Source organism: Kitasatospora sp. NPDC058046 (genome assembly GCF_042885595.1).
In the GTDB taxonomy this organism is placed as follows: Bacteria; Actinomycetota; Actinomycetes; order Streptomycetales; family Streptomycetaceae; genus Kitasatospora.
In genome coordinates, this window is the sequence record NZ_JBHVRS010000019.1 from 139,225 (window position 1) to 165,496 (window position 26,272).

The 26,272-nt window shown below is 71.9% G+C and carries 25 protein-coding genes and 4 tRNA genes; 15 read left to right on the top strand and 14 right to left on the bottom strand.

The annotated features are described in order from the left end of the window. Positions 1-125: 125 nt before the first annotated feature. The 3 genes from metG to ACFVU7_RS31860 all read right to left on the bottom strand — a co-directional run bounded on the left by metG (position 126) and on the right by ACFVU7_RS31860 (position 3,146). Positions 126-1,859, bottom strand: coding sequence for a methionine--tRNA ligase (gene metG / locus ACFVU7_RS31850; RefSeq protein WP_117488936.1), 1,734 nt, complete (start codon positions 1,857-1,859; stop codon positions 126-128). Positions 1,860-2,100: 241 nt separating this feature from the next. Then, complete coding sequence (locus tag ACFVU7_RS31855; RefSeq protein ID WP_074002049.1) at positions 2,101-2,301, bottom strand: DUF397 domain-containing protein; 201 nt, start codon at positions 2,299-2,301, stop codon at positions 2,101-2,103. Continuing rightward, the gene (locus tag ACFVU7_RS31860) at positions 2,298-3,146 is read right to left on the bottom strand and encodes a helix-turn-helix transcriptional regulator (RefSeq protein ID WP_063780290.1); all 849 of its coding nucleotides are present in this window, start codon (positions 3,144-3,146) and stop codon (positions 2,298-2,300) included. Before ACFVU7_RS31860 ends, ACFVU7_RS31855 begins: the two co-directional genes overlap by 4 nt. 347 nt (positions 3,147-3,493) lie before the next feature. On the opposite strand from ACFVU7_RS31860, the gene ACFVU7_RS31865 reads away from it, so the two are divergent. Then, a complete protein-coding gene (locus tag ACFVU7_RS31865; RefSeq protein ID WP_159028574.1) occupies positions 3,494-3,649 on the top strand; it encodes a hypothetical protein in 156 nt (51 codons plus the stop codon). Positions 3,650-3,685: 36 nt separating this feature from the next. Here ACFVU7_RS31865 and ACFVU7_RS31870 read toward each other — a convergent pair whose 3' ends face one another. Together ACFVU7_RS31870 and ACFVU7_RS31875 are read right to left on the bottom strand one after the other, a co-directional pair. Beyond that, the gene (locus ACFVU7_RS31870; RefSeq protein WP_117488938.1) at positions 3,686-4,288 is read right to left on the bottom strand and encodes a GNAT family N-acetyltransferase; all 603 of its coding nucleotides are present in this window, start codon (positions 4,286-4,288) and stop codon (positions 3,686-3,688) included. A gap of 133 nt (positions 4,289-4,421) precedes the next feature. Beyond that, the gene (locus tag ACFVU7_RS31875; RefSeq protein ID WP_049656442.1) at positions 4,422-5,705 is read right to left on the bottom strand and encodes an adenylosuccinate synthase; all 1,284 of its coding nucleotides are present in this window, start codon (positions 5,703-5,705) and stop codon (positions 4,422-4,424) included. A 126-nt stretch (positions 5,706-5,831) separates the two neighbouring features. Between ACFVU7_RS31875 and ACFVU7_RS31880 the strand changes: the two genes are divergently transcribed. The 3 genes from ACFVU7_RS31880 to purM all read left to right on the top strand — a co-directional run bounded on the left by ACFVU7_RS31880 (position 5,832) and on the right by purM (position 9,760). Next, positions 5,832-6,677, top strand: coding sequence for a hypothetical protein (locus ACFVU7_RS31880; protein WP_074002051.1), 846 nt, complete (start codon positions 5,832-5,834; stop codon positions 6,675-6,677). A gap of 331 nt (positions 6,678-7,008) precedes the next feature. Then, positions 7,009-8,592: an amidophosphoribosyltransferase gene (gene purF, locus ACFVU7_RS31885; protein WP_049654084.1), complete on the top strand. Its 1,584-nt coding sequence runs from the start codon at positions 7,009-7,011 to the stop codon at positions 8,590-8,592. A gap of 82 nt (positions 8,593-8,674) precedes the next feature. Further along, on the top strand, positions 8,675-9,760 hold the full coding sequence (purM, locus tag ACFVU7_RS31890; RefSeq protein WP_049654082.1) for a phosphoribosylformylglycinamidine cyclo-ligase: 1,086 nt from the start codon (positions 8,675-8,677) through the stop codon (positions 9,758-9,760). A gap of 149 nt (positions 9,761-9,909) precedes the next feature. Here purM and ACFVU7_RS31895 read toward each other — a convergent pair whose 3' ends face one another. Beyond that, on the bottom strand, positions 9,910-10,167 hold the full coding sequence (locus ACFVU7_RS31895; protein WP_049654080.1) for a DUF3073 domain-containing protein: 258 nt from the start codon (positions 10,165-10,167) through the stop codon (positions 9,910-9,912). 382 nt (positions 10,168-10,549) lie between these two features. Then, positions 10,550-11,707 carry a Glu/Leu/Phe/Val dehydrogenase dimerization domain-containing protein gene (locus ACFVU7_RS31900; RefSeq protein WP_074002053.1) on the bottom strand — a complete coding sequence of 386 codons (1,158 nt, stop codon included), beginning with the start codon at positions 11,705-11,707 and terminating at the stop codon, positions 10,550-10,552. A gap of 198 nt (positions 11,708-11,905) precedes the next feature. Here ACFVU7_RS31900 and ACFVU7_RS31905 point away from each other — a divergent pair, with 198 nt between their 5' ends. Further along, positions 11,906-12,844, top strand: a complete 939-nt coding sequence (locus ACFVU7_RS31905) for a hypothetical protein (RefSeq protein ID WP_388048525.1) — start codon at positions 11,906-11,908, stop codon at positions 12,842-12,844. A gap of 487 nt (positions 12,845-13,331) precedes the next feature. Continuing rightward, on the top strand, positions 13,332-13,538 hold the full coding sequence (gene bldC, locus ACFVU7_RS31910; protein ID WP_014137253.1) for a developmental transcriptional regulator BldC: 207 nt from the start codon (positions 13,332-13,334) through the stop codon (positions 13,536-13,538). Between the two features lie 359 nt (positions 13,539-13,897). Here bldC and ACFVU7_RS31915 read toward each other — a convergent pair. Together ACFVU7_RS31915 and hrpA are read right to left on the bottom strand one after the other, a co-directional pair. Beyond that, positions 13,898-13,971 (bottom strand) — tRNA-Asp (locus tag ACFVU7_RS31915). A 156-nt stretch (positions 13,972-14,127) separates the two neighbouring features. Next, positions 14,128-18,108: an ATP-dependent RNA helicase HrpA gene (gene hrpA, locus ACFVU7_RS31920; protein ID WP_369808314.1), complete on the bottom strand. Its 3,981-nt coding sequence runs from the start codon at positions 18,106-18,108 to the stop codon at positions 14,128-14,130. 149 nt (positions 18,109-18,257) lie between these two features. Here hrpA and ACFVU7_RS31925 point away from each other — a divergent pair, with 149 nt between their 5' ends. Beyond that, entirely contained in the window at positions 18,258-18,776 is a 519-nt protein-coding gene (locus tag ACFVU7_RS31925; protein WP_117488941.1) for a SigE family RNA polymerase sigma factor, read from the top strand. Beyond that, the gene (locus ACFVU7_RS31930) at positions 18,773-19,666 is read left to right on the top strand and encodes a hypothetical protein (RefSeq protein WP_074002056.1); all 894 of its coding nucleotides are present in this window, start codon (positions 18,773-18,775) and stop codon (positions 19,664-19,666) included. Before ACFVU7_RS31925 ends, ACFVU7_RS31930 begins: the two co-directional genes overlap by 4 nt. A 94-nt stretch (positions 19,667-19,760) precedes the next feature. On the opposite strand, the gene ACFVU7_RS31935 is transcribed toward ACFVU7_RS31930, so the two are convergent. After that, positions 19,761-20,246: a DUF3995 domain-containing protein gene (locus ACFVU7_RS31935; protein WP_388048527.1), complete on the bottom strand. Its 486-nt coding sequence runs from the start codon at positions 20,244-20,246 to the stop codon at positions 19,761-19,763. 132 nt (positions 20,247-20,378) lie between these two features. On the opposite strand from ACFVU7_RS31935, the gene ACFVU7_RS31940 reads away from it, so the two are divergent. Continuing rightward, a complete protein-coding gene (locus ACFVU7_RS31940) occupies positions 20,379-20,609 on the top strand; it encodes an antitoxin (RefSeq protein WP_117488944.1) in 231 nt (76 codons plus the stop codon). Next, a complete protein-coding gene (locus ACFVU7_RS31945; RefSeq protein WP_388048529.1) occupies positions 20,606-21,010 on the top strand; it encodes a type II toxin-antitoxin system VapC family toxin in 405 nt (134 codons plus the stop codon). The genes ACFVU7_RS31940 and ACFVU7_RS31945 overlap by 4 nt, the downstream gene beginning before the upstream one ends. 66 nt (positions 21,011-21,076) lie before the next feature. Here ACFVU7_RS31945 and ACFVU7_RS31950 read toward each other — a convergent pair. The 4 genes from ACFVU7_RS31950 to ACFVU7_RS31965 all read right to left on the bottom strand — a co-directional run bounded on the left by ACFVU7_RS31950 (position 21,077) and on the right by ACFVU7_RS31965 (position 21,844). After that, positions 21,077-21,150, bottom strand: a tRNA-Phe gene (locus tag ACFVU7_RS31950). A gap of 27 nt (positions 21,151-21,177) precedes the next feature. Then, positions 21,178-21,251: transfer RNA gene (locus ACFVU7_RS31955), tRNA-Asp, on the bottom strand. A gap of 63 nt (positions 21,252-21,314) precedes the next feature. Further along, positions 21,315-21,387 (bottom strand) — tRNA-Glu (locus ACFVU7_RS31960). A 115-nt stretch (positions 21,388-21,502) separates the two neighbouring features. Continuing rightward, a complete protein-coding gene (locus ACFVU7_RS31965; protein ID WP_388048531.1) occupies positions 21,503-21,844 on the bottom strand; it encodes a metallopeptidase family protein in 342 nt (113 codons plus the stop codon). Between the two features lie 151 nt (positions 21,845-21,995). Between ACFVU7_RS31965 and crcB (ACFVU7_RS31970) the strand changes: the two genes are divergently transcribed. The 5 genes from crcB (ACFVU7_RS31970) to ACFVU7_RS31990 all read left to right on the top strand — a co-directional run. Next, positions 21,996-22,505 carry a fluoride efflux transporter CrcB gene (gene crcB / locus ACFVU7_RS31970; protein WP_079272053.1) on the top strand — a complete coding sequence of 170 codons (510 nt, stop codon included), beginning with the start codon at positions 21,996-21,998 and terminating at the stop codon, positions 22,503-22,505. Beyond that, positions 22,502-22,900, top strand: coding sequence for a DUF190 domain-containing protein (locus ACFVU7_RS31975; RefSeq protein ID WP_074002060.1), 399 nt, complete (start codon positions 22,502-22,504; stop codon positions 22,898-22,900). The genes crcB (ACFVU7_RS31970) and ACFVU7_RS31975 overlap by 4 nt, the downstream gene beginning before the upstream one ends. Beyond that, the gene (gene crcB, locus ACFVU7_RS31980) at positions 22,897-23,271 is read left to right on the top strand and encodes a fluoride efflux transporter CrcB (RefSeq protein WP_074002061.1); all 375 of its coding nucleotides are present in this window, start codon (positions 22,897-22,899) and stop codon (positions 23,269-23,271) included. Before ACFVU7_RS31975 ends, crcB (ACFVU7_RS31980) begins: the two co-directional genes overlap by 4 nt. A gap of 157 nt (positions 23,272-23,428) precedes the next feature. Further along, on the top strand, positions 23,429-24,169 hold the full coding sequence (locus tag ACFVU7_RS31985; protein ID WP_388048533.1) for a hypothetical protein: 741 nt from the start codon (positions 23,429-23,431) through the stop codon (positions 24,167-24,169). A 195-nt stretch (positions 24,170-24,364) separates the two neighbouring features. Then, positions 24,365-26,272 (top strand): DEAD/DEAH box helicase (locus ACFVU7_RS31990; RefSeq protein WP_388048535.1); only part of this gene is annotated, 1,908 nt, incomplete at its 3' end.

Genomic DNA, 26,272 nt, shown 5'->3' on the forward strand with positions numbered 1-26,272 from the left:
GGTTGGGGTGGTCGTGGGGGTGGTGGTGGTGGGGTGGGCTGCGGAGGTGGGGGGGTTGTATTCTGGTCGGGGGGGGGCCGTTTTCCACCGGCGCGCCCCCCGCCGCCGTCCAGCCGTCCCGCCACTCAGCCCGCCGAGCCGCCGAAGCGCTCCGTCCAGGCCGCCAGGTCCTCGTCCGTGATCTTGGCGAACAGCACCGGCGGCACCGTGAACGCCGTCCCGGCCGGCACCAGGTCCAGCGCCCGCGCCTCCTCCGGGCCGATCCAGTCGCGGGTGGCGGCCGGCGAGTCCGCGGGCAGCGCGAAGGCGCCGCGCATGGCCGCCGCCGTGGTCGGGATGAACGGCTCGGAGACCACCGCGTACAGGTGGATCAGGTTCATCGCGGTGCGCAGGGTCAGCGCCGCCGCCTCCGGGTCGGTCTTCACCTGGAGCCAGGGCGCCTTCTCGTCCAGGTACGCGTTGCCCGCGCTCCACAGCGCGCGCAGGGCCTGCGCCGCCTTGCGGAAGTTGAGCGCGTCCAGCTGGGCCTCGTACTCGGCGAGCAGCCCGGCGACCTGCTCGCCGAGGCGCTGTTCGGCCTCGCCCGGGGCGTGGCCGCCCGGGACGTCGTCGCCGAAGCGCTTGCGGCTGAAGGTGAGCACCCGGTTGACGAAGTTGCCGAGGGTGTCGGCGAGGTCCTTGTTGACGACCGAGGCGAACAGGTCCCAGGTGAAGCTGGAGTCGTCCGACTCGGGCGCGTGCGCCATCATGAAGTAGCGCCAGTAGTCGGCGGGCAGCAGGTCCAGCGCGTCGTTGCCGAAGACGCCGCGCCGCTGGCTGGTGGAGAACTTCCCGCCGTAGTACGTCAGCCAGTTGAAGGCCTTGACGTAGTCGACCTTCTTCCACGGGCGGCGCGAGCCGAGCAGCGTGGCCGGGAACATCACGGTGTGGAACGGGACGTTGTCCTTGCCCATGAACTCGGTGTACCGGACGGTCTCGTCGGCCTCGTACCACCAGGACTTCCAGTCCCGCAGGTGCCCGGCCGGGGCCGCGTCCGCCCACTCCTTGGTGGCGCCGATGTACTCGATCGGGGCGTCGAACCAGACGTAGAACACCTTGCCCTCGGCGGCCAGTTCGGGCCACACGTCGGCCGGCACCGGGACGCCCCACTCCAGGTCGCGGGTGATCGAGCGGTCCTGGAGGCCCTCGGTCAGCCACTTGCGGGCGATCGAGGAGGCCAGCACCGGCCAGTCGTCGGCGTGGGCGTCGATCCAGTCCTCGACCTCCTCGGTGAGCTTGGACTGGAGCAGGAACAGGTGGCGGGTCTCCCGGACCTCCAGGTCGGCGCTGCCGCTGATCGCCGAGCGCGGCTCCAGCAGGTCGGTCGGGTCCAGCACCCGGGTGCAGTTCTCGCACTGGTCGCCGCGGGCCTTGTCGTAGCCGCAGTGCGGGCAGGTGCCGACGATGTAGCGGTCCGGCAGGAAGCGGCCGTCGGCGTTGGAGTACACCTGGCGGATCGCGCGTTCCTCGATGAAGCCGTTGCGCTGGAGCTCGCGGGCGATCTCCTGGGTGATCTCCCGGTTCTGCGGCGAGGAGCTGCGGCCGAAGTGGTCGAAGGAGAGCCCGAAGCCGTCGTACACCGCCCGCTGCGCGTCGTGCGCCCGGGCGCAGAACTCCGCGACCGGCAACCCGGCTTCCTGGGCGGCGAGTTCGGCGGGTGTGCCGTGCTCGTCGGTGGCGCAGATGAACAGCACCTCGTGCCCGCGTCGGCGCAGGTAGCGGGCGTAGACGTCCGCCGGGAGCATGGACCCGACCATGTTGCCCAGGTGCTTGATCCCGTTGATGTACGGAAGGGCGCTGGTGATCAGGTGCCGAGCCATCCTCGGATGCTCCGATTTCTCCCGCACGCGCACCCCACCCGGAGTGCCGTGTCGGGCGCAGGGTCCACTGTGGGCTGCCAGCCTAGGGCAAGGAGCGGGGGCCGGGGCGCAAGGAGCGGGGCCGGTCGGCGGCGCCGCCGCACGCGCCGGGCGGGGTCGGGAATCACGGCCGGACGTCAGGGTCGGACGTCAGGGTCGGACGTCAGGGTCGGACGTCAGGGTCGGACGTCAGGGTCGGGCATCAGGGTCGGGTGAAGTCCCCGTACCGGTCGAACTCCCCGGACTTCACCCCGCGGACGAAGGCGGCCCACTTGCGCGGGGTGGTCCGCACGACGACCTCGGGCCGGTCCGACTCGCGGATCTCCACCAGTTCGCCCGCGGCTCTGACCTCGACGCAGTCGGTGCTCTCACCGCTGGCCGAGGCCTTGCGCCAGGTATTCATGCGAAGTCTTTCAGCAAGCACCGGATGAACTCCCGGGACTCGTCCGGTCCGAGCGCGATCGCCGCGGTCTCCTCCTTGATCCGGCGGTAGGAGGCCAGTTCGACCTGGGTGTGCACGAATGTCGGCCCGTGGGAGAGATCGATCTGGACGGTGTCGAGCTCCGGGACGGGCCCGCGGGCGAGGTACAGGCTCTCCCCGGAGCCGGTGTAGGTGGGCACGCTGAACGGGATCACCCGGATCTCCACCCCGGGCCGTTCGGAGTTCTCCAGCAGGCCCCGCAGCTGGTCGCGCAGCACGTCCGGGCCGCCGAACTGCATGCGCAGCGCGGATTCGTGGAGGAACGCGCTGTACGGCTTCGGGTGGTCGACGAAGATCTGCTGGCGCCGGATCCGGAACGCCTTCCGGATGTCCGCCTCCTGCCGGTACTGGGGGGGAAGCCGCTCGAACACCGCGGCGGCGTAGTCCGGGGTCTGCAGCAGGCCGGGGATGAAGGTGCTGTTCAGGATGGACAGGGAGGAGGCGTGGTGCTCCATCTCCGCGATGTCGATGATCGCGTTCGGCAGCCGGCCGCGGTAGCCGTCCCACCAGTACTTGCGCCGGTCCTGCGTCATCGCCAACAGGGCGTCCAGATAAGGGCCGTCCTCGCAGCCGCAGGTGTGCGCCCAGATCCGGAGCCGCTCGGCGCTGATGCCCGACTTCCCGTTCTCCATCTGGGAGATCTTGGGCAGGTCGGTGCCGATGGTGGCGGCCAGGCTCTTGGGCGTGACGCCCACGAGCTCGCGCATCCTGCGCAACTCGATCCCGAGGCGCTGCTGGCGCACGGTCGGCGACAAGCGGGGTGGCATGACTCTCTTCTCCGGGTCGCGGCTCGCGTCGATGCTTCCGGTGAAGTGTGCCGCGCGTACCGGGCCCTAGCTACCAAAATGGGGGATACCCCACGATGGAGTGAACGTCTTCCCGCTCGGTAGCAACTCTGGCACCTTGACCCTATGGTCATCCGTGTCACTCACTGACTTGTTGCCGCCTAAACAGTCGTCAAACAGTCGTCTAACGGCCGACATTCGGCCGTAATGACACATCAGATGCATGGTCGCGGCGCCCGAAATCACCGACCGGAGACAGCCATGCCACTCCCCACGCCCCTCGGCCCTCCCCACCGGCCCCATCCACCCCGGCGCATTTCCGCATCCCGGTGAATGCGCTTCTCGTCGCCGGATTGTCGGCGCTCCTGCTCGCCGTCCTGTTCGTCGGCTGGCTGGTCTGGCTGGTGAACATCCAGGCCTGTGAACCCCGCGCGGCCAAGCGCGAGTTCGCGGCCGGCCATTCCGCCCGAGGCGAGCGGAAATAGCCTCCGCGCACCCTCGCACTCCGCCGGTCCGGCGGCTCAGCCCCGTGAAAGCCGCTCGGTCAGACGGGACTTGGCCGCCGGCCACTCCTCGGCGAGCATCGAGAAGTAGGCGCTGTCCCGCCAGGTGCCGTCGGGGCGCCGGCGGTGGCGGCGGAGGGTGCCCTCGTACTGGGCGCCGAGGCGCTGGATCGCGGTGCGGGAGCGCTCGTTGCGGGCGTCGGTCTTCCAGAAGACGCGGCCCATGCCGAGGTCCTCGAACGCGTGGGAGAGGAGCAGCAGTTTGGCCTCGGTGTTGACCGCCGTGCGCCAGACCGAGCGGGCGTACCAGGTGCCGCCGATCTCGACGGACTCGTCCTGCGCGCTGAGGTCGTGGTAGCCGGTGACGCCGACGGCCCGGCCGCTCGCGAGGTCGACGGCGGCGAAGTTCACCGACTCGCCGGCCGCCGCCTCGGCGACGCGGATGTCGAGGACCGCGCCGAACTCCTGCTCCGAGACGGGCGGCAGGTGCATGGTCCAGCGCCAGACCTCGGGGTCGGGGCCGACGGCCGTCCAGAGGTCGGCGAGGTGGCGGCGCTCCAGCGGCTCCAGGCGGATGTGGCGGCCGGTGAGGACGACGGGTGAGGGCAGCTTCGCGGTCATGATCCGAACGTAGCGCCGCTCTGCACTAGAAGCAAGAGATGTTTGCACTAGTGCAAATCTGGCATGTGAGGCAAACGAAGGCCCCGCGGGACGGATCCCGCGGGGCCCTCGAAGTGTCAGCCGAGGATCAGGCTCAGATGAACGAGTTGATCTGGATCGTCTCGTCGCGGCCCGGGCCGACGCCGATGGCCGAGATCGGCGCGCCCGACATCTCCTCCAGCGCCTTCACGTACGCCTGGGCGTTCTTCGGCAGCTCGGCGAAGGTCTTCGCCTTGCTGATGTCCTCGGTCCAGCCCGGCAGCGTCTCGTAGATCGGCTTGGCGTGGTGGAAGTCCGACTGGTTGTAGGGGAGCTCCTCGACGCGCTTGCCGTCGATCTCGTACGCGACGCAGACCGGGATCTGCTCCCAGCCGGTCAGCACGTCCAGCTTGGTGAGGAAGAAGTCGGTGAGGCCGTTGACCCGGGTCGCGTAGCGCGCGATGACGGCGTCGAACCAGCCGCAGCGGCGGTCGCGGCCGGTGGTGACACCGCGCTCGCCACCGATCCGGCGCAGCGCCTCGCCGTCCTCGTCGAGCAGCTCGGTCGGGAACGGGCCGGAGCCGACGCGGGTGGTGTAGGCCTTGAGGATGCCGATGACCCGGTCGATCTTGGTCGGGCCGATGCCGGCGCCGGTGCAGGCGCCGCCCGCGGTCGGGTTCGACGAGGTCACGAAGGGGTACGTGCCGTGGTCGACGTCGAGCAGGGTGCCCTGGCCGCCCTCCAGCAGGACGACCTTGTCGGCCTTCAGCGCCTCGTCCAGGACGAGGGTGGTGTCGGCGAGGAAGGGCTTGATCTTCTCCGCGTAGCCCAGGTACTCCTCGACCACCAGGTCGGCCGGGATGGTGCGGCGGTTGTACAGCTTGACCAGGATCTGGTTCTTGTCGTGCAGCGCCGCCTCGATCTTCTGGCGCAGGATCGACTCGTCGAACAGGTCCTGGACCCGGATGCCGACGCGGTTGATCTTGTCCGCGTAGGTCGGGCCGATGCCGCGGCCGGTGGTGCCGATCCGGCGCTTGCCGAGGAAGCGCTCGGTGACCTTGTCCAGGGTGCGGTGGTACGGCGTGATCAGGTGGGCGTTGCCCGAGATCAGCAGCTTGGAGGTGTCGATGCCGCGGTCGTTCAGGCCGGCCAGCTCGGAGAGCAGCACGGCCGGGTCGATCACGACGCCGTTGCCGATCACCGGCGTCACGTTCGGGCTGAGGATGCCGGAAGGGAGCAGGTGCAGGGCGTACTTCTGGTCACCGATGACCACCGTGTGACCGGCGTTGTTGCCGCCCTGGTAGCGGACCACGTAGTCCACGGAGCCACCGAGGAGGTCGGTGGCCTTCCCCTTGCCCTCGTCTCCCCACTGAGCGCCAACGAGCACGAGTGCCGGCACAGGCGTACACCCCTTCCGGTTGGGGCATCCTGCGTAGGCCGCAGTCTGCCCCGAGATAGACGAAGCCCCTGGCGCAATGGCGCAAGGGGCTCTTGCACCGAGAGATTACCTGAGGAAGGACCGGTCGTGTCGTCCCTGTCCACGCCTGCTACCGGCGGCCCGGAGCCGCTCCTGCTGCTCCTCGACCCGGTGGCCCGGCAGACCGACGGCGAGTCGGTGCGGATCGCGAAGGACGTGCTCTGCGGGGGAGCGGACGTCAAGGTGGTCTTTCCGGAGAGCCCTTCCGAGCTCGACCGGGTGCTTTCGCACCGGGGTCGGAGGCGACCGGTGGTGATCGGTTCCGACCTCGCTCTGCAGCGGGTGCTCCAGGCCCTGCACCGCCAGCGTGAGCTGGGCGACGAACCGGTGGGGATGGTTCCGGTCGGCCGCTCGGAGGAGCTGGTCGCGGCCCGCGCGCTCGGCGTGCCGGGGGAGCCGGTCCGGGCCGCGCGGGCGGTGCTCTCGGGCGCGCCGCGCCGGCTGGACCTGCTGGTCGACGACGGCGGCGGGGTGGCGCTGGGCGGGGTGCGGATCACCGGCGGGGCCGCGCGCCGTCCGGTGGGCCGTCCGGGGGGCTGGCGTTCGCTATGGGCGAAACTGGCTGCGGCCGAGCAGGCGAACGCACTCACCCCGGACGGCACCGACCACGGCTCCCGGGTCCGGGTCGAGGCCGACGGCCGACTGCTCGCGGACGTCCACCGGCCGGTCCGGCTGGTCCAGGTCTCGCTCCCGGCCGGCGCCTCGCACGGAACGGGCGAGATGGAGGTGGTGGTCGCCGCCTCCGGCGCCCTGGTGCGGGCCCGGGCGGCGAGCGTCTCGGTGGTCGGGCGCGGCTTCGGCTACGAGGCGGACGGCCATCCGGTCGGCCCGGTCCGGGCCCGGACCTGGACGGTGCACCCGGGGGCCTGGGGCCTGCTGCTGCCCGCGGCCTGACGGGAGAACCACCGGCGGGCTGACGAGGGAGCCACCGGCGGGCAGCCGGGGAACCACGGGCGGACGACCGCCGGACGACCGCCGGGCGACCGGTGGGGGAACCCCGGGTGAGCAGGCTCACGTTCGTCCGCCCCCCGACCCCCGCCGTCGCGCACACCGAACTCCCCAACAGGCGCGAACCGCAAGGCCAACCGCCACGCGCCGGAATTCCCCCCACCCGAAATGCCGGACCGGTAAGGGGTTTTGTCTACGCGCGTTAACTCGCGATCGCGGGACAAAGCCGCAGTCCCGGGGTCCGGAAGCCCGGGTCAACTGCCCTAGACTCGAAGGCGTGCCACGTGGTGACGGAAGACTCAACCACGATCTTCTTCCCGGTGAGAAAGGCCCCCAGGACGCTTGTGGCGTCTTCGGTGTCTGGGCTCCCGGCGAGGAGGTCGCCAAGCTCACGTTCTTCGGCCTTTACGCCCTGCAGCACCGCGGTCAGGAATCCGCGGGCATCGCAGTGAGCAACGGCTCCCAGATTCTCGTCTTCAAGGACATGGGGCTCGTCTCCCAGGTCTTCGACGAGGCATCGCTGGGGTCCTTGCACGGGCATATCGCCGTCGGACACGCCCGCTACTCGACCACCGGTTCCTCGGTCTGGGAGAACGCCCAGCCGACCTTCCGCGCGACCGTTCACGGTTCGCTGGCCCTCGGGCACAACGGAAACCTGGTGAACACCGCCGAACTGGCGGCCATGGTCGCCGAACTGCCCGGCGAGGAGCACGTCTCGCGCTCCGGCCGGAACGCCGCGACCAACGACACCGACCTGGTGACGGCCCTGCTCGCCGGCCACCCGGACCTCTCCATCGAGGAGACGGCCAAGGTCGTGCTGCCCAAGGTCAAGGGCGCGTTCTCGCTCGTCTTCATGGACGAGCACACCCTCTACGCCGCCCGTGACCCGCAGGGCATCCGCCCGCTGGTGCTCGGCCGGCTGGAGCGCGGCTGGGTGGTCGCCTCCGAGACGGCGGCGCTGGACATCTGCGGCGCCTCCTTCATCCGCGAGGTCGAGCCGGGCGAGCTCATCGCCATCGACGAGAACGGCATGCGCAGCTCGCGGTTCGCCGAGGCCAAGCCCAAGGGCTGCGTCTTCGAGTACGTCTACCTGGCCCGCCCCGACACCTCCATCGCCGGCCGCAACGTGCACCTCTCCCGCGTGGAGATGGGCCGCCGGCTGGCCAAGGAGGCGCCCGTCGAGGCCGACCTGGTGATAGCGACGCCCGAGTCCGGCACCCCCGCCGCGATCGGCTACGCCGAGGCCAGCGGCATCCCGTACGGCTCCGGCCTGGTGAAGAACGCCTACGTGGGCCGCACCTTCATCCAGCCCAGCCAGACCATCCGCCAGCTCGGCATCCGGCTCAAGCTCAACCCGCTGCGCGAGGTCATCGCCGGCAAGCGCCTGGTGGTCGTGGACGACTCGATCGTGCGCGGCAACACCCAGCGCGCGCTGGTGAAGATGCTGCGCGAGGCCGGCGCCGCCGAGGTGCACATCCGGATCTCCTCGCCGCCGGTGAAGTGGCCCTGCTTCTTCGGCATCGACTTCGCCACCCGCGCGGAGCTGATCGCCAACGGCATGACCATCGAGGAGATCGGCCGCACGCTCGGCGCGGACTCGCTCTCCTACATCTCGATCGACGGCATGATCGAGGCCACCAAGCAGCCCAAGGACCGGCTCTGCCGGGCCTGCTTCGACGGCGAGTACCCGATGGAGCTGCCGGACCCGGCGCTGCTCGGCAAGCTCCTGCTGGAGGCCGAGATCAAGGGCGGCCAGCAGCCGCCCGCCGTCCGCGGCAAGCCGACCAGCGGCAGCGACCTGGACGGCGTCCAGTCGCTGCTCGGCGGGGCGGGCGCGGCCGACGCGCTGCGCCGCCCGTAAGAACGCACGGTGGGGTCCCGCGAACCGGGGCCCCACCGCTGTTTCCGAACCACCCCCACCTGACCCGAAAGGGCCGCACGCAGTGACCAGCAACCAGAACGGCGCCACCTACGCCGCCGCCGGTGTCGACATCGAGGCGGGCGACCGCGCCGTCGAGCTCATGAAGCAGTGGGTGAAGAAGGCCAACCGCCCTGAGGTGGTCGGCGGTCTCGGCGGCTTCGCCGGCCTCTTCGACGCGTCCGCCTTCAAGAACTACGAGCGGCCGCTGCTGGCCTCGGCCACCGACGGCGTGGGGACCAAGGTGGCCATCGCGGCCGCCATGGACAAGCACGACACCATCGGCCACGACCTGGTCGGCATGGTCGTCGACGACCTGGTGGTCTGCGGCGCCGAGCCGCTGTTCATGACCGACTACATCTGCGTCGGCAAGGTCGTCCCGGAGCGGGTCGCCGCGATCGTCAAGGGCATCGCCGAGGGCTGCGCGCTGGCCGGCTGCGCCCTGGTCGGCGGCGAGACCGCCGAGCACCCGGGCCTGCTGGGCCCGGACGAGTACGACGTCGCGGGCGCCGGCACCGGTGTGGTGGAGGCCGACGCGCTGCTCGGCGCGGACCGGGTCCGGGCCGGCGACGTGGTGATCGCGATGGCCGCCTCCGGCCTGCACTCCAACGGCTACTCGCTGGTCCGCCACGTGCTGCTGAACGAGGCCGGCTGGAAGCTGGACCGCAAGGTCGAGGAGTTCGGCCGGACGCTCGGCGAGGAGCTGCTGGAGCCGACCCGGATCTACTCGCTGGACTGCCTGGCGCTCACCCGCGCCACCGAGGTGCACGCCTTCTCGCACGTCACCGGCGGCGGCCTGGCGGCCAACCTGGCCCGGGTCGTCCCGGACGGCCTGCACGCCCGCCTGGACCGCGGCACCTGGACCCCGCTGCCGGTCTTCCGGACCGTCGCCGAGGTCGGCAAGGTGGCCACCCTGGAGATCGAGAAGACGCTGAACATGGGCGTCGGCATGGTCGCGGTCGTCCCGCCGCACTCGGTGGACGCCGTGCTGTCGATCCTGGAGGACCGCGGCGTGGAGGCCTGGCTGCTCGGCGACATCGTCGAGCGCGGCGAGGAGCACGAGGGCGGCGCGGCCCTCTACAACGCCTACGAGGGCTTCCGGGCGAACTGACCCGGCGCTGACGACGGAAGGGCCCCTCCGGAGCTCCGGAGGGGCCCTTCCGTCGTCAGGACCGGCCCGCGCGGCGACCGCCGTACGCGGGAACGCCGAAGACCGGCCCGGCGCCCAGGGCGCCCGGACCGGTCCGGCGGGACTGCTTGTTACGAGCGGCGGGAGGCCTGCGACGGCCCGGTGCCCGGCTCGGTGTCGCCGTCGTCGTCGAGGTCGGCGTAGCGGGCGGCGTACTCCGCGTACGGGTCGTCGTCCTCCTCCTCCTCGATCGGCTCCGGCTCGATCGAAGCGGTGGACGGCGATACGCCCAGCTCGTTGGACAGACGGTTAGCGTCGAACCCGCCGCTGTTGTACTTCAGCTCGCGGGCGACCTTCGTCTGCTTGGCCTTGGCCCGGCCGCGCCCCATGGGTCGACCCCCTCAACGATGGGGCTCACGGCCCCGAGTCTGACACGTGTTCATGATCAGGACCGGCCTGCCCGAATGGGAGGACCGTCCCTTGGAGCATTAACGGTACCTGTTTCCGCCGCTGGACGGTACGTCGTCAGTGTGACGTGGCGCGCACCGACCGCACCCGCGACCAGGTCTTCCCAGGTCAAGGGAGGTTTTGCGGCGTTTTGCGCGCTGTCCAGAGGTGTCTTGGGTCCGTCGTTCCAGGACTGATTATCCCCCCTAGGGGGGCTTCGGATCACCCGTTCGGCCGGAGAAGTGAGAATCCGGTTCCACATCGTGATGCGCGGGGGGCCACTGGGACGGCCCCCCGCGCGCCACGGGGTCGGCTGGTGACCCGTCAGCCGCGGCGGGCGCCGGGCAGCAGCACCGTGCGCAGGGCGCTGATCTCGCGCATCCGCTTCTCGGCCAGGCGGTCGGCCGCGACCGCCGGCGGGACGCCGTCGGCCGTCGCCCGGGTGAAGATCTCCAGGGTGGTGTCGAAGATCTTCGTGGCCTTGTTCTTGGCCCGCTCGAAGTTGAAGCCGTCGATCTCGTCGGCGACCTGGATGACGCCGCCGGAGTTCACCAGGTAGTCCGGGGCGTAGAGGATGCCGCGGTCGGCGAGGTCCTTCTCGACGCCCGGGTGGGACAGCTGGTTGTTGGCCGCGCCGCAGACGATCGAGGTGCCGAAGCCGCCCAGCGCCGCGACGACGTCGTCGGTCAGCGCGCCGCCGAGGGCGCAGGGGGCGTAGACGTCCAGCTTCGCCTGGAGCAGGGCGGCGGTGTCGGCGACCACCTCGACCTCGGGGTGGGCCGCGCGCACGCGGTTGACGGCGGCCTCGAAGGGGTCGGTGACGACGACCGTGGCGCCGTCCGCGACGAGGTGGCCGACCAGGTAGTGGCCGACCTTGCCGACGCCCGCGACGCCGACCCGCTTGCCGCGCAGGGTCGGCTGGCCCCAGCGGGCCTGGGCGGTGGCGCGCATGCCCTGGAAGACGCCGAAGGCGGTCAGGATGGACGAGTCGCCGGCGCCGCCGTGCTCGGGCGAGCGGCCGGTCACGAACTCGGTCTCGCGGGCGATGACGTCCATGTCCTGGACGTAGGTGCCCACGTCGCAGGCGGTGATGTAGCGGCCGCGCAGGGACTCGACGAAGCGGCCGTAGGCCCGGAGCATCGCCTCGTTCTTGTCCTTGTTCGGGTCGCCGATGATGACGGCCTTGCCGCCGCCGAGGTCCAGCCCGGCCAGCGCGTTCTTGTAGGACATCCCGCGGGACAGGTTCAGCGCGTCCTCCAGCGCCGCCTCCTCGGAGGCGTACGGGAAGAAGCGGGTGCCGCCGAGGGCCGGGCCCAGGGCGGTCGAGTGGATGGCGATGATCGCCTTCAGACCCGAGCTGCGGTCGTGGCAGAGGACGACCTGCTCGTGACCGTCGCCGGGGGCGCCGTCCTGCTCGGTACGGAAGATCCTGCTGAGCACGCCGGGTGCGGGGTGCGTGGCGGGGGTCTGTACGTCGGTCACTGTGGTGACTCCAGTATTGAAGGCCCGCTGCTGTGGTGCGGGCGCCTAGGGCGAAGCGTAGTCGGGGGCGCGCCGCCGGTCCGGCGTCTTGCCCGAGCCGGGGCCGGACGTCCGAGGGGTGAGACGGACGGCGGTGCGGAGTGCGGGCGCGAACGGTGCGGGGGCGCGCTCTCCCGGGGCCGCGCGGCGCGTGCGACCATGCAGGACGTGACCGTCGTACGTACCTCCGTACAGCCGCCCTACGCGGCCCACCTGCGGGTCTACGAGCCGCTGGCCGCCCACCCGGAGCCCGACCGGGCACGCTGGCAGGCCTGGGCGGCGGAGCACGGGCCGGACGCCGCGGAGCCGGCCCAGCCGGTGGCGGCGGCGGTGCTGGAGGAGCAGCGGGAGGCGCTCGCCGGGCTGGCCGCCCGCACGCCCCGGGCACTGCCCGAGCGGGAGAGCGGGCGGGCGTACCTGCGGCTGGTGGACGGCGTCCTGTACGTCTGCCCGTGGGCGACCAGGCTGCGCAGCTGGCAGGCGCTGGAGGAGCTGCGGGCCGGGGCGCCGGTGGCGCTGCTGGACACCGCGCTGCCGCCGGTGACCCGGGCGGCCGCCGAGGCGGACCGGGAGCGCTGGCGGGCCGAGCACCCGGATGCCCGGCCGTGGATCCTGACCAGCCGGTGGGAGGTGCCGGTGCACTGGTTCCTGCCGTTCGGGGACGAGGACCGCTGCTTCGTGCCGGGCGGGGAGGGGCCGGGCGAGGAGGGGCCGGTGGACGGCCCGGGCGGGGGAGAGGGGCGGGGCGGCCGGCCGGCGGCGCTGTTCTACCTGGTGCCGATGGCGCAGGCGCGCCGACGGGTGGCCCGGGCCTTCCGGGCGCTGCGCGAGGCGGCGCCGGACGGGGACCTGGTGCGGGGGGCGGAGCGGGTCGGGCGCTGGCTGGAGGAGTTCCACCCGCGCTCGCTGGTGGAGCTGGACTACGGGGGCCTGGTGCATCTGCTGGGCCCGGAGCGGCTCTTGGCGGACCGTTCGGCGGGGGAGCTGGAGGAGGGGCTGCGGGCGCTGCGGGCCGGGGACACCGCGGAGGCGCTGCGGGTCCACGGGGAGCTGACGGTGCGGTGGCGCCGGGTGCTGGCGCTGCGGCACGCGAACTGACGTCCGACCGCGCGTGTATGACTGTAAGAGTCCTAAGGGCTGCACATCGGATGACCAAGGTCCCGGTTCGGGTCAATAGCTGCCGAACGTGACACTACTCACCGTTGACGCGAACTTACCCCTATGTGCAAAAATGGGACAACCAGCCCAACTTCACGTGAGCGTGCCCACTTTTGGGTGGTTCTGGAGTCGATGCGTGCTTTGCGGGGAAACGGAGGGTCTGGTCCCCTCGTAACCGGATGTCATCACTATGTGACTGTCCGCTATGGGGTGGTCCATCGCCATCCGTCGGCCTTGAACCCGTGAGGGGTCAATTTTGGCGGTTTGGTCGATAGGGCTGGACGGATGGTGTAGTTGTAGACACCAGGACAAGCCGTTCGTCCTATAACCGACTCGGCCCGTCTATGCCATTTCGGGCATCGCGGGCCAAGGTGCAGAATTTGAAGGATAGAACCGCCCTGGTTCGGTTCTCCCGAGGAGGCCGCTCATGACCGCTCGTACCCCTGATGCTGAGCCGCTGCTGACGCCGGCAGAGGTTGCCACCATGTTCCGCGTGGACCCGAAGACGGTCACCCGCTGGGCCAAGGCAGGCAAGCTGACGTCGATTCGCACGCTCGGTGGTCACCGCCGTTACCGTGAGGCGGAGGTGCGCGCTCTGCTGGCTGGGATTCCCGCCCAGCGTACTGAGGCCTGATAGGCCGAAGGCTCTTTTAAAGGGGCCGCTTACCGGACTCCGCCGGGTCCGGTAAGCGGCCCCTTTGTCGTGCCCGCCCGAGGGTGTTCGGGCGTCGGCCGAGTGGTCGGAATGTTGAACTCCGGATAACGATTTGATGCGCGTGGGGTGGGGGGGATTTACAGTGAATAGCTGTACAATTTTACATATTAAATTAACGGGGTTCCGGAGGGGGCTCCACGAGGCCGGCTCCGGAGGGGGCCGGGTGACGACCGTCACACGGTCTGTCACTTGTGGTCTAGACCTACTCGGGGTAAAGGGCCGAACGACCAAAAGCGAGAGGCCCGGAACCTGACGGTTCCGGGCCTCTCGCGTTGCGGCGATCCCGACGGGACTTGAACCCGCGACCTCCACCTTGACAGGGTGGCGAGCTAACCAACTGCTCCACGGGACCAGGGTTTCCTGATCTCGTTCACTCGCTTGCCGCGCTGCGAACAAGACAGACTGTAGCCCATGGTGGGCCCCCAGGTCGAACTGGCTCCTGAACGCCCACCCGCACCCGTCCGCAGCTCACAGCACCGGCGGGGGCGGTCACCCGCCCCCGCCCGGGTCAGAGCGTCGCCCGCGCCGCGTCCATCGCCTTCATGATCCGCTTCTCCGAGACCGGGCTCGGCGTGCCCAGCGACTGGGCGAAGAAGCTGACCCGCAGCTCCTCGATCATCCAGCGGATCGCCCGCACCTCCGCGGACGGCTGGTGCCCGGCCGGCACCGCCGCCAGCAGCTCCCCGTACGCCTGCTGGACCTGCTGCACCTTCAGCAGCTGCTGGGCGTCCCGCTGCGGGTGGTTGGGCAGCGCCTCCAGGCGGCGGTCCACCGCCAGCAGGTAGCGCTTGAGGTCCGGCAGCCGCTGCCAGCCGGTGGCCGTCACGAAGCCCGGGTGCACCAGCGAGGCCAGGTGCAGCCGGACGTCGTTCACCGCGTTCAGCAGCACCGGGCTGCTCACCGACTTCAGCCGGGTCGAGGCCTTGTGGAAGGCGATCAGCGCGGTGGCCGTCTTCAGGGTGGTGTCCGCGGACAGGTCGTACAGGTCCGCGCGCACCTTGTCGTGCAGCTTCCCGAAGGCCGCCTCGTCCCAGGCCGGGCCGCCGTTCAGGGCCATCAGCCGGTCCGTCGCGGCCGACACCACGTCCTCGAACAGGGCGGTGATCGAACCGTGCGGGCTGTGCGAGAGCGCCAGCTTCGCCTGGTTGCCCAGCCGGCCCTGGATCGACTTGGCCGGGGAGTTGGTGGTCAGTGTCAGCAGCCGCCGCGTCCCCTCCCACATCGACCGGGCCTGCGCCTCCGGGGTGTCGAACAGCTTGACGCCGACCGACGGCCCCTCGTCCACCAGCGCCGGGTAGGCGCGCATCGAGTGGCCGCGCGAGCGCTGCTCGAAGGTGCGCTGGAGCACCGGCAGCGAGGCCGGCCAGGCGGTCAGCCCGCTCTGCTCGATGCCCTGGCCGGAGGCGGCCGAGGAGAGCGTCTCCTTGAGCTTGGGCTTGAGCTTCAGCCGCAGCTCCTCCAGGTCCTTGGACTCGGCGAGCTTGCGGCGCCCGTCCACCACCCGGAAGGTCACCTTGAGGTGGTCGGGGACCCGTTCGTCGTCCCAGGCCTCCGGGGGCACGGTGACCGCCGTCAGGCGCTTCAGGGCGTGCTCCAGGGCCGGGAGGAGCGGTTCCTGGCGGTCCTTCACCGCGCGCAGCGCCGCCTTGGCGAAGTCCGGCGCCGGGACGAAGTTGCGGCGGACCGCCTTCGGCAGCGACTTGATGTACGCGGTGACCAGCTCCTCCCGCAGACCGGGGATCTGCCAGTCGAAGCCCTCCGCGGTGACCTGGTTGAGCACCGGCAGCGGGATGTGCACCGTCACGCCGTCCGCGTCGCTGCCCGGCTCGAACTGGTAGGTCAGCTTGAAGCGGAGCTTGCCCTGCTGCCAGTGGTCCGGGTAGTCGGCCTCCGTGACGCCGCCCGCGGCGTCGTTGATCAGCATCGACTTCTCGAAGTTCAGCAGGTCCGGCTGCTCGTGCCGGGCCTTCTTCCACCAGGAGTCGAAGTGCCGGGTGGAGACGACCTCCTCGGGCAGCCGGGCGTCGTAGAACTCGAACAGGGTCTGGTCGTCGACCATGATGTCCCGGCGGCGGGCCCGGTTCTCCAGCTCCTCGACCTCGCCGAGCAGCTTGCGGTTCTCCGCGAAGAACCGGTGGTGGGTCTCCCAGTCGCCCTCGACCAGCGCGTTGCGGATGAACAGCTCGCGGCAGAGCTCCGGGTCGATCCGCCCGTAGTTGACCTTGCGCTGGGCGACGACCGGCATTCCGTAGAGGGTCACCTTCTCGTACGCCATGACGGCGCCGGCCTTCTTCTCCCAGTGCGGCTCGCTGTAGCTCCGCTTGATCAGGTGGCCGGCCAGCGGCTCGACCCACTCCGGCTCGATCTTCGCGTTGATCCGCGCCCAGAGCCGGGAGGTCTCCACCAGCTCGGCCGACATCACCCAGCGCGGCGGCTTCTTGAACAGGCCGGAGCCCGGGAAGACCGCGAAGCGGGCGCCGCGCGCGCCGCCGTACTCGCGCTTCTCCACGTCGAACAGGCCGATGTGGGAGAGCAGGCCGGCCAGCAGCGACTGGTGGATCCGGTCGGCGTCCGGCTCGGCGTCCTCGTGCGGCTCCTCGATCGTGACGCCCAACTGCTTGGCGACGGTGCGCAGCTGGACGTAGATGTCCTGCCACTCCCGTATCCGCAGGTAGTTGAGGAACTCCGACTTGCACATCCGGCGGAACGCCGAGGAGGAGAGCTCCCGCTGCTGCTCCCGGACGTAGCGCCACATCGCCAGGTAGGAGAGGAAGTCGGAGGTCTCCGAGTTGAACCGCTTGTGCCGCTCGTCGGCGGCCTGGCGCTTCTCGGCCGGGCGCTCGCGCGGGTCCTGGATGGAGAGCGCGGCGGCGATCACCATGACGTCGCGGACGCAGCCGTTGCGGTCCGCCTCCAGCACCATGCGGGCCATCCGCGGGTCCACCGGGAGCTGGGCGAGCTTGCGGCCGAGCGCGGTCAGGCGCTTGCGCGGGTCCTTCTCGTCCGGGTCCAGCGCGCCCAGCTCGTGCAGCAGGTGGACGCCGTCCTTGATGTTGCGCGAGTCCGGCGGGTCCAGGAACGGGAAGGCGGCGATGTCGCCGAGGCCGGCCGCGGTCATCTGGAGGATCACCGAGGCCAGGTTGGTGCGCAGGATCTCGGCGTCGGTGAACTCGGGGCGGGAGAGGAAGTCCTCCTCCGAGTAGAGCCGGATGCAGATGCCGTCCGAGGTGCGGCCGCAGCGGCCCTTGCGCTGGTTGGCGCTGGCCTGGCTGATCGCCTCGATCGGCAGCCGCTGCACCTTGGTGCGGTGGCTGTAGCGGGAGATCCGGGCGGTGCCCGGGTCGATCACGTACTTGATGCCGGGGACGGTCAGCGAGGTCTCGGCGACGTTGGTGGCCAGCACGATCCGGCGGCTGCGCGAGCGTTGGAAGACCTTGTGCTGCTCGGCCGAGCTGAGCCGGGCGTACAGCGGCAGGACCTCGGTGTTCTTCAGCTTCAGCTTGTCGAGGGCGTCCGCGGTGTCGCGGATCTCGCGCTCGCCGGAGAGGAAGACCAGGATGTCGCCCGGGCCCTCGGCCTGGAGCTCCTCGGCGGCCTCGCAGATCGCCTGGACCTGGTCCCGGTCCCGGTCGCGGTCGACCTCGTCCGCCTCGTCGTCCCCGTCCTCGGCGAGCGGCCGGTAGCGGACCTCCACCGGGTAGGTGCGCCCGGAGACCTCGACGATCGGGGCGTCGCCGAAGTGGCGGGCGAAGCGCTCCGGGTCGATGGTCGCGGAGGTGATCACGACCTTGAGGTCCGGGCGGCGGGGGAGCAGCTGCTTGACGTAGCCGAGGATGAAGTCGATGTTGAGGCTGCGCTCGTGCGCCTCGTCGATGATCAGGGTGTCGTACTGGTGCAGGTCGCGGTCGGTCTGGATCTCCGCGAGCAGGATGCCGTCCGTCATCAGCTTGACCAGGGTGTCCTGGCCGACCTGGTCGGTGAACCGGACCTTCCAGCCGACCGCCTCGCCGAGCGGGCTGTCCAGCTCCTCCGCGACCCGCTCCGCCACCGTGCGGGCGGCGATCCGGCGCGGCTGGGTGTGGCCGACCAGGCCGCGCACGCCGCGGCCCAGCTCCAGGCAGATCTTCGGGATCTGGGTGGTCTTGCCGGAGCCGGTCTCGCCCGCGACGATCACCACCTGGTGGTCCCGGATCGCCGCCAGGATCTCGTCCTTCTTCTGGCTGACCGGGAGCTCGGCGGGATAGCCGATCTCCGGCACGGCCTTCCGGCGGCGCTCGACGACCAGCTCGGCGCGGTCGATGTCGGCGGCGATCTCGGCGGCGACCTTCTGCCGGGCCTCGGGCTTGCGGACCCGACGGGCCCCCTCCAGCCGGCGCCCGATCCGCACCTGGTCGCGCAGGGTCAGCTCGGGCAGACGGGCGGCCAGCTCGCCGATTCCGGGGCCGCCCTCGGCGGGTACGGTGGCGGACTGGACTGCGGGAGAACTCACTGCGGGCATCCCTCTAGGTTCGCAAGGAGGCACGGCGGAGCGCACCTCGGTTTTCGAGCCCCTCCAGTGTCACAGCCGTGAGCGGCGAATCGCGAACGCCGGGCAACGGTCCACGGCCGTCCCGGGCTCTGGGGGGTGAGGAGGTGCTCATGGGAGCCCACAAGACCGCCCGGGACGAGGAGTTCCGGACGTTCGTCGGCAGCGCCTGGTCACGGCTGCTCAGGACGGCGTACCTGCTCGCGGGGGACCGGCACGGCGCCGAGGACCTGGTCCAGCAGGCGCTGGAACGGGCGTACGCGGCCTGGAACAGGGTGCGCGCCGCGGACGATCCGTACGCCTACGTGCGCCGGATCGTGATCAACGAGCACGCCCGGCGGTTCCGGCGGCGGCTGGTCGAGTACCCGGTCACCGAGTTCCCGGACCGGCCCGCGCCGGCCGGCACCGACCCGGACGACCGGGCCGTGCTGCTCGCCGCGCTCGGCGCCCTGCCGCCGCGGCAGCGCCAGGCCGTGGTGCTGCGCTACTGGGAGGACCTCAGCGAGACCCAGACCGCGGAGGCCATGGGCTGCTCGGTCGGGACGGTGAAGAGCCAGGCGGCCCGAGGGCTGGCCAAACTCCGCGGAGCCTCCTCACTCATCGGACTGACGAGCATCGGAGGGGCAAGATGAGCAACCAGTACCTGCCCGGGGACGAGGCGGGCGGCGACGAGCCGGCCACCGTACGGGCCCTGGGCGAACTGGCCGGCAGCGTCGAGACCGGGACGGTCCCGTACGACCGGCTGGTCGCCGGCGGCCGGCGGCGGCTGCGGCGCCGACGGCTGCTGACCGCCGGGGTGGCGGCGGCGCTGGTCGCCGGGATCGCCGGGGGGACGGCGGTGCTCGGCGAGCGCGGCCGGCAGGCCGTCTCGACCGTGGTCGCGGCCTCGGCCACCGACGTGGCCGTCCCCGGCTCCGCGGGCGGCACGGCCACCCCGAAGGCGCCCGGCGCCCGGGACCCGTTCAACCCCACCCGGGTCAAGGTCGGCGAGGGCACCGCGAACGGCCACGCCTGGGAGGCCTGGGTGGCGCTGTGGCCGACCTCCCCCACGAAGGAGGGCGCCCTCAAGCAGGCGCAGCTGATCCGGGCGGAGCGGTACGCCGTCAACCCGGACGTGAAGCCGGTCAGGCAGAGCGACGTCGACAGCAACTGGGACGCGGGCATCGACGAGGTGAACTACTACTACACGGTGGACGGCAAGCGGCAGGCCGACGACTCCGTGCACGCGGTCTCCTCCCCGGGCGGGTACCCGGCCGCGGTCGGCGGCGCGTCGCTCGGCCTCAAGCACGCGACGGGCATCCCGCCGGTGGTGATCGAAGGGGTCCGGGCCGAGGTCGCGAAGGTCGCGGTCGACTGGAAGACCGGCGGCACCACCGAGGCGGTGCCGGTCGCCGTCGGGGACTCCCCGTTCCGCTACTACGGCGTGGTGGCGAAGCCGGGCACCGACGCCGCGAAGATCACCCAGTACGCGGCGGACGGCTCGGTGGTGAGCAGCACCGACAGCTGGCTCCGGACCTCCTGACCACCTGACCGGGCCGGATGGCGGGCTCGACGGAACCGAGCCCGCCGTCCGCGACCCTACTCAGGCGCCAGGAACACGGTCAACGCCGCCCGGCTCACCGTGCCGCCGTCCGGCGGACGGTGAGCCGGGCGGCCGAGACGACCGCGAACAGCAGGCCGCCCGCCAGGAAGAACGGCTCGTAGCCGAAGGTCGCGAACCGGGCCATCGCGTCCAGCTCGGCCCCCGACCGGCCGCCGGTGGCCAGTGCGATCCAGTCCGGCACCGACGGCGCGGCGTGCAGCACCAGCAGCGCGGTGGTGCCCCACAGCGCGAAGCCCAGCAGCCGGGCCGGCACCCGGGCACCCCACCGCCGCACCGGCGCCAGCGCCACCGCCGCGGCCACCGCGCACAGCGGGATCGCGATCACGTCGATCACCAGCAGCGGCGTGCTGCTCCACACCGACAGCCCGTCCGGCAGCCCCAGCCGCCCGTCCGCCAGCCAGTACACGTGCACCAGCGCGAAGGCCACCGCCCACCCCGCCGCCGCGTACCCGGCGCCCCGCGCCACCCGGTTCCACCCCGTGTCCCGTGTCGTCTCCATGCCGTCCACGGTCCCGTGCCGCCCCACCCCGCCGGATCGTCCCGCGGGCGGTACCCCCTCCCCCTCCAGGGGGAAACGGTCGCCCACCCGGAAGTGCCAGCAATATGCAGCTGGTGCAGCTAAAATGCAGGCATGACAGCCATCACCATCCGCGAAGTCCCGGACCCGATCCTGGACACCCTCAAGCTGAAGGCCGCGCAGGCCGGAAAGAGCCTCCAGGCCTACCTGCTCGACCTCGTCACCCGCGAGGCGGCCACCCCGTCGCTCGCCGAGATGATGACCAGGCTCGACCGGGAGGCCCGGACCGAGATCAGCACCGCCGACATCCTCTCGGCGATCGACGAGGGCCGGGAGCGCCGGTGACCTCCACCGTCGTCGTGGACTGCTCGGCCCTGGTCCGGGCACTCGCCGACCACGGCCCGGCCGGCCGCGCCGTCCGCGCCCGGCTCCGCGACCTGGATGTGCTCGCCGCCCCGGGCCTGCTCGACTACGAGCTCGTCTCGGCCCTGTTCGGCATGGTCCGGGGCGGGAAGCTCACGGCGAAGGAGGCGGAGAAGGCGATCGCCGACTACCAGACGCTCGCCGTCACCAAGCACGAGACGCTGGTCCTCTGGCAGCGGGTCCGGGAGCTCCACCACGACATCGGCGCCTACGACGCCCAGTACGTGGCACTCGCCGAGACCCTCGCCGTCCCCCTGGTCACCAGCGACGCCCGCATCCGACGCAGCGGCGCGGCCAGGTGCGCGATCGAGGTCTTCGCCTAGTCGGCCGGTGGGGCGGGAGAACGGCGAAGCCCCCGTAGCGAATTCGCTACGGGGGCTTCCGGGTTGTGGCCAGGGCCGGGGTCGAACCGGCGACCTTCCGCTTTTCAGGCGGACGCTCGTACCAACTGAGCTACCTGGCCGTACTGCACCGTCTCTTGCGAGACGAGCGATCCCGACGGGACTTGAACCCGCGACCTCCACCTTGACAGGGTGGCGAGCTAACCAACTGCTCCACGGGACCTAGAAGTGGCGAACCACTCAGGGTCTTGCGGTCTTGCGCACTGCACTTTACTACGGTACTGCGTGCCCCCAACGGGATTCGAACCCGTGCTACCGCCTTGAAAGGGCGGCGTCCTGGGCCACTAGACGATGAGGGCTTGTGGCCTGTCCCGCTGTTCCCAGCGTTCGGGGACGTCGAGAAGCATATGGGATGCGGGGCGGATCGCCAAAACGGGTTTCGGCCGGGTGGGGGGCGGGGCCCGTGGGCGGGGGTCAGGACCAGCCCAGCTCGTCCAGTTCGTGGTCGTCGAAGCCGAAGTGGTGGGCGACCTCGTGGATGACGGTGGTGCGGACCTCCTCGACCACCTGCTCGTGGGTGTCGCAGTGGCGCAGGGTGGGGCCGCGGTAGATCAGGATGCGGTCGGGCAGGACGCCCGCGTACCACTCGCCGCGCTCGGTGAGCGGGGTCCCCTCGTAGAGGCCGAGCAGCTCGGGGTCGCTCGGGTCGGGCTCGTCCTCGACGAAGATCGCGACGTTGTCCATCATGGCCGCGAGCTGCGAGGGGATCTGGTCGAGGGCGTCGCCGACCAGCGATTCGAACTCTTCCCGGGTCATCTCCACCGGATCATTGTCCGGTGCCGGATGACGGTGTGCCAGGTGGCGGGGGCCGGTGTTTGATGGGGCTGTGACGACTTCGGAGGGCGCCGTGGACGACGCCGCGGACGGCACCGCGCCCGGGGGCACCGCGGCGGGCGGCCCGGCCCGGGTGCTGCCGTCGGGCGCGGCGCCGGCCCCCGGCGGACGGCTCGGCCGGGCCCGGCCGCCGGTGCTGCGCGGGCAGGGGCGGGCGGTGGCGGTCGTCGCGCTGGGCGGGGCGATCGGGGCGGTCGCCCGGTACGCGGCCGGGCTCGGCTGGCGGACCGGGCCGTCGGCCTTCCCGTGGACGACGCTGCTGGTCAACGTGGTCGGCTGCGCGGTGATCGGGGTGTTCCTGGTGGTGATCACCGAGGGGCGCCAGGCGCATCCGCTGGTGCGGCCGTTCTTCGGCACCGGGGTGCTGGGCGGGTTCACCACCTTCTCGACGTACGCGGTGGACGTCCGCCGCCTGCTGGAGGGCGGCCGGCCGGGGCCCGCCGTGGCGTACCTCGGGCTGACGCTGGCGGGCGCGCTGTTCGCGGTGTGGGCGGCGGCCGGACTGACCCGGCGTCTGGTGCACCGGGCCGTCCGCCGCGGGGCCGAACGGGGCGCGACGGCGCCCGGCGGGGGCGCGCGGTGAGCCGGCTGAGCGGGCCGGCGCTCCGGCTGACCGTGCTGGTCGGGGAGAACGACCGGTGGCAGCACCGCCCGCTGTACAGCGAGATCGTGCACCGGGCCCGGGCGGCCGGGCTGGCCGGGGCGAGCGTGTTCCGGGGGATCGAGGGGTTCGGGGCCTCGTCGCTGGTGCACACCACGCGGCTGCTGTCGCTGAGCGAGGACCTGCCGGTGGCGGTGGTGATCGTGGACGAGGAGGAGCGGGTGCGGGCGTTCCTGCCTCAGCTGGACGGGATGGTGGCGGAGGGGCTGGTGCTGCTGGACCGCTGTGAGGTCGTGACCTACGCGGGCCGGGGGCCGGCGGCGGAGCCGGGCCGGGACGCGGGCCGGGATCCGGGCCGGGGGGAGACGGCGGAGTGAACTGGCTGCTGGTGGTGGCGGGCGCGGTGGTCGGCGCGCCGCTGCGGTACCTGACCGACCGGGCGGTGCAGTCCCGGCACGACTCGGTGTTCCCGTGGGGCACGTTCACGGTGAACGTGGTCGGCTGCCTGGTCCTCGGGCTGGTGACCGGCGCGGTGGCGGCGGGCGCGGCCTCCTCGCAGGTCCAGCTGCTGCTGGGGACGGGGCTCTGCGGGGCGCTGACCACCTACTCGACCTTCTCGTACGAGACCCTGCGGCTGGCCGAGACCGGCGCCGGACGGTACGCGCTGGCCAACGCGGCCGGCAGCGTGGCGGCCGGGCTGGCCGCGGTCTACGCGGGCGCGGAGCTGGCCTCGGCCCTCTGGGGCTGAGCGGGGCGCCGGAAGCCCCCGGGAGGGGCCGGTGCGCCTTCCCGGCCCGGGCGAGCTTGGGCGCTGCCCGTGTCCCGCCGGGCCGGGCGCGCGTTGGGCACCAAAAGCGGCCGCGCGCGAGTGGGCGGCCCGGGTGGGGCGGTAGAGAGGGACCTCAGTGGCTTCGGTACGGGCGGCACGGACGGTGCGGGCGGTACGGGCGGTGCGGGTGCGGCTGGCCGCGGCGCGTACGGCTCCGGGGCGGGCGGCGGCGCTCCCGCGCTCGCGCGCGGTACGGGCGGCGGCGCTGCTGACGGTGACCGGGCTCGGGCTGACCGGGTGCATGTCCGTCGGCCCGGCGGCGGAGGAGAAGCACGGCGTGGCACCGGTCGGGCAGGCCGGTCCGGCGGCCCGGCCGGGGGCGACGGGCGGGCCCTCGGCCTCGCCGGGGGCCGGGCACCCGGGCGGGGCCTCGGGCCATCCGGAGCGGCCGGGGGGCCTCCAGGGCGAGGGCGGGGTGAACGGGGCCACCGTGACGGCGCCCGGCGAGGCGGCCCAGGGGGCGAACGGCGCGGTGGCCGGGGTGGTCCCGGTGCCGGGGTCGGGCGCTCCCGACGGCGGTCCGGGCGGCGGTTCGGCGGGCGGTGCGAACACAAGTCCCGTGCCGCACCCGGGCGGTGGCCCGGGCGGGTCGGGCGGTACGGCGGGCTCCGGCGGTACCGGCGGGGCGGGCGGCACCGGGGAGGGCCGCTCCGGCGGCGGCTCGGCCGGGACGCCCTCGTCCACCCCGAGCAGCCACCCGTCCGGCACTCCGGCGCCCGAGCACAGCTCGCCCGCCGCGACCGTCCCGCCGGCCCCGGACCCGTCCTCCGGCAGCTCCGGTTCCTCGGCCCCGAGTCCGCGGGTGGTCGCGCATTAGGTGATTGAGCAGGGGGTTTGCCTCTGATCCCCAGGTTCGTCTATGGTGGTAGATCGTTCGTTTGATCCATTTGACTGGCGCCCTATTCCCATCTGGCGCCCTTGGCGCGTTCCGGCGATCCGTGGCTGACCGCATAGAGGCGGTTGTGAAACAGAACCCCGGACTTTGGCGCGTGCCACTTCCGGAAGGTTTTGCATGTCTCTCGTTGACGACGCCCGCTTCGCCATGCCCGCGAACGAGGCCGCCGCCGATGTCACCGACACCAACGACATCACCGACACCGCCGCGGACGAGGTGATCGCCGAGGCCGTGGAGACCGTGGAGGCCACCGAGGAGGCGGCCGCCGAGCCCACCATCACCTTCGGCGACCTGGGCCTGCACGACGACGTCGTGCGTGCCCTCGCCAAGCGCGGTGTCACCACCCCGTTCCCGATCCAGGCCGCGACCATCCCGGACGCCCTGGCCGGCAAGGACGTGCTGGGCCGTGGCCGTACCGGCTCCGGCAAGACCCTCAGCTTCGGCCTGCCGCTGCTGACCCGCCTGGCCGACGGCGAGCGCACCAAGCCCAAGCACCCGCGCGGCCTGATCCTCGTCCCGACCCGTGAGCTGGCCATGCAGGTCGCCGACGCCCTGGAGCCGTTCGGCTCGGTGCTCGGCCTCAAGCTCAAGGTCGTCTGCGGCGGCACCTCGATGTCGAACCAGATCTACGCGCTGGAGCGCGGCGTCGACATCCTCGTCGCCACCCCCGGCCGTCTGCGCGACCTGCTGAACCGCGGCAGCGCCAAGCTCGCCGACGTCCGGACCGTCGTGCTCGACGAGGCCGACCAGATGGCCGACATGGGCTTCCTGCCCGAGGTCACCGAGATCCTCGACCAGGTGCCGGCCGGCGGCCAGCGCCTGCTGTTCTCCGCCACCCTGGAGAACGAGATCGACACCCTGGTCAAGCGCTACCTGAAGAACCCGGTCACCCACGAGGTCGACCCGTCGGCCGGCGCGGTCACCACCATGACCCACCACATCCTCGTGGTGAAGCCCAAGGACAAGGCGCCGATCACCAACGCGATCGCCGCCCGCAAGGGCCGCACGATCATCTTCGTCCGCACCCAGATGGGCGCCGACCGTGTCGCCGAGCAGCTGATCGAGGCCGGCGTGAAGGCCGACGCGCTGCACGGCGGTATGACCCAGGGCGCCCGTACCCGCGTCCTCGGCGACTTCAAGGACGGCTACGTCAACGTCGTCGTCGCCACCGACGTCGCCGCCCGCGGCATCCACGTCGACGGCATCGACCTGGTCCTGAACGTGGACCCGGCCGGCGACCACAAGGACTACCTGCACCGCTCGGGCCGCACCGCGCGCGCCGGCCGCTCCGGCGCCGTCGTCACCCTGGTGCTGCCGCACCAGCGCCGCGGCGTCTTCCGCCTGATGGAGGACGCGGGCGTCGACGCCTCGCGCCACATCCTGGACCACGCCTTCGACGCCGAGGTCGCCAAGATCACCGGCGCCCGTTCGCTGACCGAGGTCCAGGCCGAGAGCGCGGCCGGCATCGCCGGTGCCGCCGAGCGCGAGCTCGCCGACATGACCCGCCAGCTGGAGCGCGCGCAGCGCCGCGCCACCGAGCTGCGCGAGGAGGCCGACCGCCTGGCCGCCCGTGCGGCGCGCGAGCGGGCCGAGCTGGGCATCGAGGACGAGGAGCCGGCCGCCGAGGCCGAGTCCGGTGAGTCGGCCGAGGCCGCTCCGGCCGCCGAGGCCCCCGCCGCGGCGCAGGCCGAGGACCGTGCCCCGTCGTACCGCGAGGCGCGCGGCGAGCGTCCGGCCTACGGCCGTGACCGTGACCGTGACGACCGCGGTGGCCGTTCGGGTGGCTTCGGCGGTGGCCGTGACCGTGACGACCGTGGCGGCCGTTCGGGTGGCTTCGGCGGTGGCCGTGACCGCGATGACCGTGGTGGCCGTTCGGGTGGCTTCGGTGGCGGCGACCGCGAGCGCGGTGGCTTCAACCGCGACCGTGGTGGCTTCGGCGGCGGTCGTGACCGTGACGACCGTGGTGGCCGTTCGGGTGGCTTCGGTGGCGGCGACCGCGAGCGCGGTGGCTTCAACCGCGACCGT